The 12,578-nt window shown below is 34.6% G+C and carries 9 protein-coding genes; all 9 read left to right on the top strand.

The features are described from left to right. The first annotated feature begins 1 nt into the window (after position 1). The 9 genes from M0M44_RS19985 to M0M44_RS19945 all read left to right on the top strand — a co-directional run bounded on the left by M0M44_RS19985 (position 2) and on the right by M0M44_RS19945 (position 12,534). A complete protein-coding gene (locus M0M44_RS19985) occupies positions 2 to 1,687 on the top strand; it encodes a RagB/SusD family nutrient uptake outer membrane protein (RefSeq protein ID WP_248727291.1) in 1,686 nt (561 codons plus the stop codon). 100 nt (positions 1,688 to 1,787) lie between these two features. Next, positions 1,788 to 2,726, top strand: coding sequence for an alpha/beta hydrolase (locus M0M44_RS19980; RefSeq protein WP_248727290.1), 939 nt, complete (start codon positions 1,788 to 1,790; stop codon positions 2,724 to 2,726). 14 nt (positions 2,727 to 2,740) lie between these two features. Continuing rightward, entirely contained in the window at positions 2,741 to 3,706 is a 966-nt protein-coding gene (locus M0M44_RS19975) for a DUF4861 family protein (RefSeq protein WP_248727289.1), read from the top strand. Between the two features lie 4 nt (positions 3,707 to 3,710). Then, positions 3,711 to 4,931 (top strand): glycoside hydrolase family 88/105 protein, encoded by a 1,221-nt coding sequence (locus M0M44_RS19970; RefSeq protein WP_248727288.1) that lies wholly within the window; start codon positions 3,711 to 3,713, stop codon positions 4,929 to 4,931. 9 nt (positions 4,932 to 4,940) lie between these two features. Then, positions 4,941 to 6,146, top strand: a complete 1,206-nt coding sequence (locus tag M0M44_RS19965) for a glycoside hydrolase family 88/105 protein (protein ID WP_248727287.1) — start codon at positions 4,941 to 4,943, stop codon at positions 6,144 to 6,146. A 22-nt stretch (positions 6,147 to 6,168) separates the two neighbouring features. After that, complete coding sequence (locus tag M0M44_RS19960; RefSeq protein ID WP_248727286.1) at positions 6,169 to 7,389, top strand: glycoside hydrolase family 88/105 protein; 1,221 nt, start codon at positions 6,169 to 6,171, stop codon at positions 7,387 to 7,389. A 152-nt stretch (positions 7,390 to 7,541) separates the two neighbouring features. Beyond that, positions 7,542 to 9,131, top strand: a complete 1,590-nt coding sequence (locus M0M44_RS19955) for a glycoside hydrolase family 43 protein (protein WP_248727285.1) — start codon at positions 7,542 to 7,544, stop codon at positions 9,129 to 9,131. 7 nt (positions 9,132 to 9,138) lie between these two features. Further along, a complete protein-coding gene (gene pelA / locus M0M44_RS19950; RefSeq protein WP_248727284.1) occupies positions 9,139 to 11,136 on the top strand; it encodes a pectate lyase in 1,998 nt (665 codons plus the stop codon). Positions 11,137 to 11,178: 42 nt separating this feature from the next. Further along, entirely contained in the window at positions 11,179 to 12,534 is a 1,356-nt protein-coding gene (locus M0M44_RS19945) for a glycoside hydrolase family 28 protein (RefSeq protein WP_248727283.1), read from the top strand. The last annotated feature ends 44 nt before the right edge of the window (positions 12,535 to 12,578 follow it).

Genomic DNA, 12,578 nt, shown 5'->3' with positions numbered 1-12,578 from the left:
AATGAAAAAAATATTAGTAATGATAGGAATAATCGCTGCAGCTGTAAGTTCTTGCAGTGATTATATTGAAGAAGATAGCCGTTCTTACGTACCAGCAGATGCGACTTATAAAACAGCATCTGGATTTCAGTTATTGGTTAACACAAACTATGCTTGGCTAAAAGGAATTTATGGAGGAAATCCGTGGCTTTTTGAAGCAGGAACCGATATGTATGCTGAAGGAAGAACTCCAGAACCAGCAGGATTAAGCCAATATGCGCTTTTAATTCCTTCGTCAGATAATGTTGGAGATTTATACAATTCATGTTACCAGCAGATTCAAGCGGTAAATAAGACTGTATATTATTCTACAATTACAGAACAGACACCAAATTTAAACACACTTGTTGGCGAAGCGCGTTATTTAAGAGCAAATGCTTATTTTTTATTAGTGCAGACGTATGGTGGTGTGCCAATTGTTTTGGATAATATTACTACTCCAGTTTTATCTTTTACAAGAAATACTGCCGAAGAAGTATATACACAAATCATTGCAGATTTAGATTTTGCTTTAGCTAATGTTGGAACTACGGCTTATGGTACTACTGGAAGAGTAAATAAAAGAGCAGTAAATGATTTATTGGCAAAAGTTTATTTAACGAGAGGGTATGAAACTTTTGCGAAAGCAGATGATTTTTCTAAAGCGGCAGCTTATGCCGATGCAGCAATTGCAGGGCAAGGATTAAACATTCCTTTTAATCAATTATTTGTTACAACTGCAAGTGGTGATAACGATTTAAATGCAGAAACTATTTTTTCTGTACAATACGATAAAGCTTCTACTAGTACAGATCCAACAAAACTGGGTAACAATCAGTTCTACTATTTTAGTTCTTATTTAGGAGGTGCAGAAACAGGTGCCCCATTAAGAAGTTATAATTTGTGTCCAACTGATTATGCTTTAGGATTGTACGAAAAAGGTGATGCAAGATGGAATGCTACTTTCATGACCGAAATTTTAGAAGGACCTGAAACAACAAACGGAGTTACAAAAACTATTTTATATTATCCATACTACAGAAGTTCAAATCCAGCTACTTTAAAAGTTAGACATTTTTACGAGCCAAAATGGTTTACACCTGCAGATAAAGCAGCTTATATGACAACAAATGCTTCTAGGTTAGCTTCAACATTTGTTTATCATCCTTGGGGAGAATATTCTGCAGCACATACATTAATTAAAAACTTAGACTGTTATACTATTCCAGTTAAGAAATTTGATGATGCAAATCCAACAACTCCATCAAGTACAGGACCAGTTAGTACAAGAGATATCATTGTAGCAAGATTGGGAGAAACTTATCTTGTTGCTGCCGAAGCCTATCTAAAAGCTGGAAATCCAGGAACAGGACTAGACCGCTTAAACGAAGTAAGAAGAAGAGCAGGTGTTGCCAATGCAACTTTAGCTCAATTTAACATCGACTATATCTTAGACGAACGAGGACGCGAACTATTAGGAGAATACAAACGCTGGTTCGACTTAAAACGTACAGGAACATTGGTTGCAAGAGCTTCAGCTCATAATTATAAAATAAAAGAAGCAAATTTTATTGGTGTAGATGGTAAACTTAAAATTTTAAGACCAATTCCACAATCAGCTTTAGATTTGAATCAGAATAAAGATTTTCCTCAAAATCCTGGTTATTAGTAATTTGTTAGTTTTTTGAGAACTATGTTTTTTGAAGTAGTTAAAAAGGAGTTTGACTATAGGTCGAACTCCTTTCTTAACTAAAAAGTAAAGATTAAAAATGCAGAAATTTAAATTAATCTTAGTGTTGTTTTTTAATATCCTTGTAATGCAAAGCCAGCAGTACCAAGTAGATACATCGTATACGATAAAAAGTACTTATGCTAAATTAATTAAGAAGCATCCGTTTATTACAATTCCAGAAATAAAAGCAAATCCAAATGTCAAAGAAATGTTTGATCTAGTTTACAATAAAGAACAAGATCGTGTTTTGCATTTTGATGCTTTTATCAACACAAAAAACAAAAAAAATCCGGCAGTGATTATGATTCACGGCGGAGGTTGGAGATCAGGAAACAAAAACCAGATGCAGTTTATAGGGAAAGAAATTGCAGCAAAAGGCTATTCTTGTTTTGCAATCGAATACAGATTATCATTAGAAGCAAAATATCCTAAAGGTGTTATTGATGTCAAGAATGCGATAAAATTTATTAAAGACAATGCGGCAAAATTTAATGTAGATCCAAACAAAATTGCGGTTTTAGGCTGTTCTTCGGGAGGGCAAATGGCAGCTTTGATTGGTACAACAAATAATAATCCGCTTTTTGAGGATCAAAATTTTAAAAGTCATTCTTCTTCAAAAGTCCACGCCATAATAGATGTTGACGGAGTTTTGGCATTCAAGCATCCAGAATCATCAGAAGGAGATATGGCGGCATTTTGGTTAGGAGGAAAATCAGATGAAATACCAGAAAACTGGAAAAATGCTTCGGCACTAAGTCATACAGACAAAAATACGCCACCCGTATTATACATCTGCAGCAGTGTCCCGAGATTTCATGCCGGAAGAGATGACATGATTCAGATTTTGAACAATTACAAAATCTACAATGAAGTACAGACCATTCCAGATTCGCCACATTCATTTTGGTTTTACGATCCTTGGTTTACACAAACAATCACGTACAGCGTACGATTTTTAGATAAAATTTTTAAATAATTTAGAATAAAGAAATGAAAGCAAAAATCACCACAGCAATTTTATTTTTCGCGGGTTTAACTGCCATAAATGCGCAGAAATACGATATTAAGACAAACAAAACTTACGCCGAAATATCAGCAAAAACAGATGGAAAATGGGAAGGAAGAAAGTATAAAGGCGGAACTGTTTTTAAAAATGTGGACCGATTAAAATTGGCTCCTGAGCATACAGATCACTCTTTCGACATTCGTTACGAAGGGCCAGGATGGGAAAATAACAGAATTGGATATCGTTTGTACTTAGACTGGAGAAATGCTATTGATATCTTCGGAAAAAAGACTTCAGAGAATATTCTTCCAATTGTAGGGCAAGACGGATTTGATTCTTATCATAATATGAGCGATTGGGGAGCTGATATCTTAAAAGCTGGAAAAGGAATCGGAATTGGTTCTATCGACCGTTACTTAAACAGCGAAAAATTACATTTCCGTGAAGTAGATTCAACAATTGCGACAGTGGCTAATAAGTCGAACGAATCTACAGTAAAAGTAAATTACTATGGATGGAAAACAGCGTCAGACAAAATAAACTTTGTTTCAGAATTGACAATCAAACCAGATCAGTTGTATACGCAACATACAATTAAAGCTTCGCAAGCAATACAAGGAATCTGTACAGGAATTGTAAAGACAAAAACGGCTGAATTGCTTAAAAAAGAAAGTAAAAATAAAAAATGGGCATATTTGGCAACTTACGGAGAACAATCTTTGGTTCCAGACAAGTTAGGAATGGCAATTTTTTATGAAATTAGTACTATCGAAAATATTGCAGATACAGATTTAGATTATCTTTTAGTTTTTAAACCCACTACAAAAGCAGTCACTTTTTATCTTTTAGGTGCTTGGGAACAAGAGGTAAACGGAATCAAAACAAAAGAAGAATTTGCACAATATTTAGACAAACAATTAGAAATACTGAACAAAAAAGGTAAAATGTAATTTTATGCGTAAATCTCTTTGGACAAAGCTCATTTTTGGAAACATTCTGGTTTTACTGTTGATTTTTGGAAATAAAGTCAATGCACAAAATCAAGTAGTTACAGAAAACAATATTATTCCTTACGACTTAAAATGGTCGGAACGAACAGCGCTTTCTATTTTAAATAAATATCCGAATGCTTGGCAGCTTGACGGAAATGAAAAACCAAAATGGGATTATAAAATGGGTTTTGTATTGTCGGGGTTTGAAAAATTATATCAAAAAACAAACAATAAAAAATACCTTAATTACATCAAAGAATATGTTGATGGAATGATTGACAGTACGGGAAGCATCAAAAAATATAATATTAAAGAATATAATATTGATTGTTTAAATCCAGGAAAACTGCTGTTTCATTTATATGATATAACAAAAGATTCTCGCTATCTGCAGATTATTGGACAGCTTCGAAATCAGTTAGAAAGTCAGCCGAGAACCCCAAGCGGAGGATTTTGGCACAAACAGATTTATCCAAATCAAATGTGGATTGACGGTTTGTATATGGCAGAACCTTTTTATGCGGAGTTTACTGTTAAGTACGAAAAAGGAAAAAGTCTAGATGATATTGCTAAACAATTTGAATTGGTTCAGAATCATATTGTAGATCAAAAAACAGGTTTGGTTTACCAAGCGTGGGATGAAAGTAAAGAGATTGCGTGGGCAGATAAACAGACAGGAACTTCGCCTACAATTTGGGGAAGGGGAATTGGATGGTACATGGTAGCTTTGGTTGAAACGCTAGATTATTTTCCGAAATCGCATCCAAAACATAAAGTTTTGGTGGGTTATTTGAATCAGATTGCCAAAAACGTAAATCAATACAAAAGCGAAACAGAACTTTGGTATCAAGTAGCCGATAAACCAGAATTGTATGGAAATTACGTAGAGCCATCAGCTTCTGGAATGATTATTTATGCTTTTGCAAAAGGAGCCAACAAAGGTTATTTGGCTTCAAGCTACAAAACAACAGCCAAGAAATCATTTGACAGTTTTGTAAACGAATTTGTGAAAGTAGATAAAAAAGGAGAAGTAAATGTTTTGAATGTTTCATCAAATGTAGGTTTGGGCGGAAAACCATTCCGAGATGGAACAAACAGTTATTATCTACTTTCTAAAACAAAAGAAAACGGTGCAATAGGATTGGGAGCTTTTTTATTGAGTGCAATCGAATTGGATAAATAAAAGTTTTTAATGGATAAGAAGAAAAAATATTTTGGTTTACTGTTTCTAATTATAAGTCTACTGTTTTCATTTATGAATGCAATAGCTCAAGAAAAGACAATGGTTATCTCTAAAGACTTGAAGTGGTCCGAAAGAATGGCTCTTTCTATTATGAAGCGTGACCCAAAAGCTTGGCAGATTGATCATAACGAAAAACCAAAATGGGATTATAAGCTCGGTCTTATTATGACTGCTTTTGAGACTCTGTACAATAAAACACATAATCCGATTTATTATAAGTATGTTAAAGAGTATTACGAAACAGTGATAAGTAATTCAGGCGATATTCTAAATTACAAATTAGAAGATTACAATATTGATTATATAAATGCTGGCAAAGGACTTTTTGAAATTTATAAACAAACCAAAGAAGACCGTTATCTTAAAGCGTTACAGCTTTTAAGAAAACAATTAGAAACGCATCCAAGAACAAATTCTGGTGGGTTTTCGCACAAGAAGATTTACCCAAATCAAATGTGGCTGGATGGATTGTATATGGGAACTCCTTTTTATGCACAATATACAGCTGAATTTGAGCAAGGAAAAAGTTTCGATGATATTGCTAAGCAATTTGAGCTGATTCACCAGCATACTTTGGACCAAAACACGGGTCTTCTTTTTCATGCTTGGGATGAAAGTAAAAAAATGGATTGGGCAAATAAAGAAACGGGAACATCTCCTCATTTTTGGTCTAGATCTATAGGCTGGTACATGATGGCTTTAGTAGATGTTTTAGACTTTATGCCAAAAGAACATCCGAAAAGAAAAGAACTTATCCAGTATTTGAATGAAATTTCGATAGCTGTTGCAAAATATCAAGATAAATCAGGACTATGGTATCAAGTTACAGATGCTGGAAATAGAAAAGGAAATTATCTTGAAGCATCAGGTTCTGAAATGTTTGTTTACGCATTCGCAAAAGGAGTAAAGAAAGGTTATTTGCCAAAAAGCTATAAAAAGTTAGCAGAAAAAGGATTTGACGGAATAACAAAACAACTTGTTACAGTAGATCCCGACGGAGAAATACATATTACTCAAGTTTGTGCTAGTGCAGGGTTAGGAGGAAATCCTTATCGAGATGGTTCTTATGAATATTATATAAGCGAAAAAATAAAAGTAGATAATTCGCATGGATTAGGTCCTTTTATTTTAGCGGCAGTTGAATTAGAAAAATAGTAGAATTTAAATATATTTTGAAATGAAAAATAGTAGAAAGCAAAGTTATTTTATGTCGATTTTGATGGCTTGTTTTATGACCATTACAAGTTGTAAAGTAACATCGCAGGAACCAGCAAAAGAGATTGTGATTGGAAAGAATGCAAAATGGTCTGATAAAATGGCCTTGACATTGATGAAACGCCATCCAGAGGCATACATGATCGACGACGCTAAAAAACCAAAGTGGGATTACGTTCACGCTTTAGTATTGCATTCCATTGAAGAATTGTATAAAAAAAATCCAGATCCTAGATATAAAGCTTATATAAAAGGATACGTTGATAATTTGGTACAAGCTGACGGAAGCATTAATACATACGAATTTGATAAATACAATATTGATTTAGTATTGCCAGGACGTTTGCTTTTTGATGTTTATGCCTATACAAAAGAAGATAAATATTTAAAAGCATTGCAATTAATTCGTAAACAGCTTGCAGAACAGCCAAGAACACAAAGCGGCGGATTCTGGCACAAACAAATTTATCCAAATCAAATGTGGTTGGATGGTTTGTACATGGGAGAGCCATTCTACGCAGAATACACAGCTAAATTCGAAAACGGAAAAAGCTTTGATGACATCGCAAAACAATTCGAATTGATTCAGCTTAAAGCAACAGATCCAAAGACAGGATTATTATACCACGGATGGGACGAAAGCAAACAAATGCCTTGGGCAAATAAAGAAACAGGAAACTCTCCAAACTTCTGGTCTAGATCTTTGGGCTGGTATGTAATGGCTTTGGTTGATGTTTTAGATTACATGCCAAAAGATCATCCAAAAAGAAAAGAATTGATTCAGTATTTAAACAATGTTTCTGAGGCTTTACTAAAGTTCCAAGATAAATCTGGGTTGTGGTATCAAGTTACAGATAAAGGAGGTGAAAAAGACAATTATTTAGAAGCTTCTGGATCTGCAATGTTTTCATATGCTTTTGCAAAAGGAGCAAACAAAGGATATTTACCATCGAAATTTAAAAAAGCAGCCAACAAAGCTTTTGACGGATTAACAACTGTATTAATCAAAAAAGTGGATCAAGATGGAGGAATCACATTAACAAACTGTTGCCAAGTGGCAGGTTTAGGAGGAAATCCATATCGTGATGGATCTTACGAATATTACGTAAACGAAAGAAAAAAAGACAATGATCCCAAAGCAACTGGGCCATTTATTTTAGCTGCTTTGGAGTTAAACAGATAATGGATTAGTTGACAATTATCAATTGCAAAAATTGCTTTGACTTCCTGAGCGAAGTTGAAGAATGGCAAAGAAAACACTTCAAATAAAAAGGGAGTTACGAACCCGACAGATTTTAAAAACCTGTCGGGTTTAAATAAAAAGAACAGTTAAAAATGAAAAATATAAAAATCATCCTATTTCTTCTTTCCGTTTTTTGTTTTCAAAAGAATACTGCACAAGTTTGGGTGCCAGATAACGGAGATGGAACATACACCAATCCGATTATTCATGCCGATTATTCAGATCCAGATGTTGTTCGCGTAGACGATGATTATTATATGACAGCTTCTTCTTTTAATTGTATTCCAGGGTTACCGATTTTACATTCAAAAGACTTGGTAAATTGGAAAATTATAAGCTACGCTTTGACAAAACAGCCACCATTTGAAACTTACGATAACGTACAGCACGGAAACGGAGTTTGGGCGCCAAGCATCAATTATCATAACAAAGAATTTTACATCTATTATCCAGATCCAGATTTCGGAATTTATATGATAAAAGCTAAAAAAGCGGAAGGGCCTTGGTCTGAGCCGCTTTTAGTTAAAGCAGGAGTTGGATTGATAGATCCGAGTCCGCTTTGGGATAATGATGGAAAAGCTTATTTGGTGCATGCTTTTGCAGGAAGTCGTGCTCAGATTAAAAGCTTGCTAGTCGTTTGTAGCATGAATCCAGATGGAACTGTAGTGAATAATGATGAAGTTATGGTTATTGACGGCCATGAAAGCGAAGGCACAATTGAAGGTCCAAAATTTTACAAACGAAATGGATATTATTACATTTTTGCTCCAGCAGGAGGAGTTCCAACAGGGTGGGAAACGGTTTTAAGGTCGAAAAATGTTTTCGGACCTTATGAAAAAAAGAAGGTTCTAGAACAAGGTTCAACAACAATAAATGGGCCACACCAAGGGGCTTGGGTAACGACTCAGACGGGTGAAGATTGGTTTTTTCATTTTCAAGACAAAGGCGCTTATGGTCGAATTGTGCATCTACAGCCAATGAAATGGGTGAATGACTGGCCGGTTATGGGGGAAGATTTTGATAAAAATGGAATAGGCGAACCTGTAACGACCTACAAGAAACCAAATGTGGGTAAAAAATATCCGATTGAAGTTCCAGCAACTTCAGATGAATTTAACGAACCAAAATTAGGATTACAATGGCAATGGCAAGCAAATAAACAGACCAATTTTGGTTTTCCAACTAGTTTGGGTTATTTGAATTTGTTTTGCAATACCACAACCCAAAACATTTTTAATGCTCCAAATTTACTCTTGCAAAAATTTCCGGCAGAAGAATTTACGGCGACCACAAAACTGACTTTTAATGCAAGATTAAATGGAGAAAGTACAGGTTTGATAGTTATGGGGTTAGATTATAGTTATCTGAATTTTAAAAATGAAAATGGAAAATTATATCTAAACCAGAAAACAGGAACTTTTGATAAAACGGTTTCAGAGACTGAAAATAAGCCTATATTAATTGAGCAAAACACCATTTATTTAAGAGTAAAAATTAGTAAAGGTGCTATCTGTAGTTTTTCGTATAGTTTAGACGATAAAAATTATCAAACCATAGGAAAAGATTTTACTGCTAAAGAAGGAAAATGGATTGGAGCTAAAGTTGGACTTTTTGCTCTGGGCGAGATAGTTAAAAATGATTCAGGAAATGTTGCTGTTGATTGGTTCAGAGTAACAAAATAAGTAGGAAATGATACAGTTTAAAAAACAAATAATGCTTTTTTTATGCCTTTGCAGTTTTGCTGTAAATGCTCAGAATACATACAAAAGGTGGCCAGAAATTATTCGCAAGAGTGATGCTGCTTGGTTTGCAACCGCAGACGCAAAAAGAGTGGCAGAAAATGTACTGCTCTACCAAAGAGATATCGGAGGCTGGCCAAAGAATATTCAAATGCAGGATGAGCTGACCGAAAAGCAGAAAAAAGATTTGATTGCTCTTAAAAAAACAGCTGTAGAAACTACTACAGACAACGGAGCAACTTGTCAGGAAATGCTTTTTATGTCAAGAATGTATGAGCAGGTCAAAGACGAACGTTACCGAGAATCTTTCTTAAATGGGCTAAATTATCTTCTGGAAGCTCAATATCCTAACGGAGGATGGCCTCAGTTTTATCCATTAAAGAAAGGATATTATACGCACATTACCTACAATGATGATTCGATGGTTAATATTATGAATGTAATAAAAGCCGTAGCAGACGAATCGGATTATTACAGCATTAAACCTTCAAAAGAAATTGTTGAAAAATGCAGAAAATCATTTGATAAAGGAATCGATTGTATTCTAAAAACACAATACAAGCAAAACGGTGTTTTAACCGCTTGGTGTGCTCAGCATGACGAAGTAACTTTGGCTCCAGCAAATGCAAGAGCTTTTGAATTGGCTTCGTTAAGCGGTTATGAATCGACAAAAATAGTATTGCTTTTAATGTCTATTAATAAACCGTCAAGAGAGGTTGTAACTGCTGTTAAAAGTGCTGTAGAATGGTTCGAAAAAACTAAAATTACCAATTTAGAAGAAAAAAGAGTTTTAAACGACGCAGGAAAAATTGTAGATAAAAAAATGATTCCTGCTACAAATGCCAAACCGATCTGGGCAAGATTTATGGATTTGGAAACCAATGAACCTTTCTTTTGTGACCGCGACGGAATCAGAAAAAAATCATTGGACCAAATAGGATCAGAAAGAAGAAATGGCTATTCATGGTATTCGGAAGCACCGCAGGAAGTTTTAAAAAAATTTCCAGACTGGGCAGTTAAAAACGGTACGAAAGTAGGTGCAGCCGAAAAGAAAATTGTAGATTATATTACTGTAGCACAAGATGGTTCTGGAGATTTTACCAAAATTCAAGATGCAATTTATGCAACACCCGCTTTTCCTTATGAGAAAGTAACTATTTTTATTAAAAACGGAATTTATAACGAAAAGGTTCGAATTCCAGAATGGAATAATAATGTATTTCTGAAAGGTGAAAGTAAAGAAAATACCATTATTACTTTTGATGATAATTTTTCAAGAATAGCTTTAGGAAGAAATAGTACTTTTTATACGTACACCCTTTTGGTTGAAGGGGATGATTTTACGGCATCAAACCTAACGATTAAAAATACTTCTGGTGAGCACGGACAAGCTATTGCGTTGTCTGTTGTAGCAAACCGCGCTAAAATTATAAACTGTAATCTTTTAGGAAATCAAGATACGTTGTATTTGTCTGGAAAAGAAGCAAAGCAATATTTTAAGGATTGTTACATAGAAGGTACAACAGATTTTATTTTTGGAGGTGCAACAGCTTTATTTGAGAACTGTACGATTCACAGTATTAAAAGCTCGTATATCACAGCGGCTTCAACCCCAGAAGGAACTTCGTTTGGTTTTGTTTTCAAAAATTGTAAACTGACTGCAGCTCCAGATGCAAAAGAGGTGTATTTAGGAAGACCGTGGCGTATTTATGCTAAAACAGTTTTTATAAACTGCGAAATGGGAAAACAAATTAAACCAGAAGGCTGGGAAAACTGGTCTAAACCAGAAGCTGAAAAAAAAGCTTTTTATGCAGAATACAATTGCACCGGTGAAGGTTTTCAGCCATCTAAAAGAGTTACGTGGTCGCATCAGCTTTCTAAAAAAGAAGCAGGACAGTATTCTATAGAAAACATTCTAAAAGATAAGGTTGCAAACTGGTATTTTTAGTTGCCGTCTAGGTTTATACTGAAAACTTAAAAAACGATAATCATGAATCTTAAACATTTACTCCTAATACTCTTATCTAGCACTTGTTTTGCACAAAACGGAGATTTTCCGTCAGCAAAAGTAGATGCTATTGTAAAGAATATTCAGCTTCCGGCAATACCTGCTTATCAGATAAATATTTTAAAACTGGGAGCAAAAGGAGATTCTGTTACCGATAATAAAAAAGCCTTTGATAAAGCAATGGCCTTGTGTAAAAAGAATAATGGCGGTACCATAATTGTTCCAAAAGGAGTTTATAAAATTAATGGCCCGATTCATTTTGTCAGTAATGTAAATTTGAAAATAGAAAAAGAAGCCAAAATTAAATTCAGCGATAATTCGAAAGATTATTTACCATTGGTTTTAACAAGCTGGGAAGGTACAATGCTGTATAATTACAGTCCGCTGATTTACGCTAATAATTGCAGCAATATAGCGATTACAGGAGAAGGAACAATTGATGGAGAAGGAGGAAAGAGCTGGAAAACTTTTAAAGCAAAAGAAAACGAAGGCAAAAATCGAAGCCGTGATATGAATCACAACAATATACCATTAAACGAAAGAAAATTTGGAGAAGGCTATTTCTTAAGACCGCAGATGATTCAGTTTTTAAATTGCAAAAACATTTTAGTCGAAAATATTAGAATAGAAAATTCTCCATTCTGGTGTCTGCATCTTTTAAAATCAGAAAGTATTACCATTCGCGGGATTAGCTACAAATCCTTAAATCACAATAATGACGGAATCGATCCAGAATATGCAAAAGACGTTTTAATTGAAAATGTCACTTTTGACAATGGAGATGACAATGTTGCCATAAAAGCAGGAAGAGATCATGAAGGAAGGGCTAATGTAGCAACACCTAGCCAAAATATTGTGATACGAAATTGTAATTTCAAAGGGCTTCATGGTGTGGTAATCGGCAGCGAAATGTCGGCTGGCGTTCAGAATGTATTTGTAGAGAACTGCAAAACCGTAGGGTATTTAAAAAGAGGCATTTATTTAAAAACCAATGCCGATCGTGGGGGCTATATTAAAAATATATTTGTTCAAAATATTCAGTTGGATCAAGTAGAGGATTGTCTCTACATTACGGCAAATTATCACGGGGAAGGAAAGGGTTATCAGTCAGAAATATCAAATGTATATTTCTCTAATATCACCTGCAACAAAGCGTCAGAATCTGGTATTGTAATTCAGGGATTTGCAGATAAAAAAATCAAGAACATCTCTTTAAAAAATATAGAAATCAAAGAAGCCAAAAATGCGCTCTCCAATGAAAATGCAGAAAACGTCTTGATGACGGATGTTTTTATAGGACAAAAAGCTGGAGTGCCAACAGCGGTGTCAAAACATTAGATTTTAACCGTAAAGTTTTTTTTTAACCGCAGCTTAGCAGTAAA

This window comes from Flavobacterium humidisoli (assembly GCF_023272795.1).
Classification (GTDB): Bacteria; Bacteroidota; Bacteroidia; order Flavobacteriales; family Flavobacteriaceae; genus Flavobacterium; species Flavobacterium humidisoli.
The sequence above is the reverse complement of the archived record's forward strand: the minus strand, read 5'-3'. Positions and strand labels throughout refer to the sequence as shown.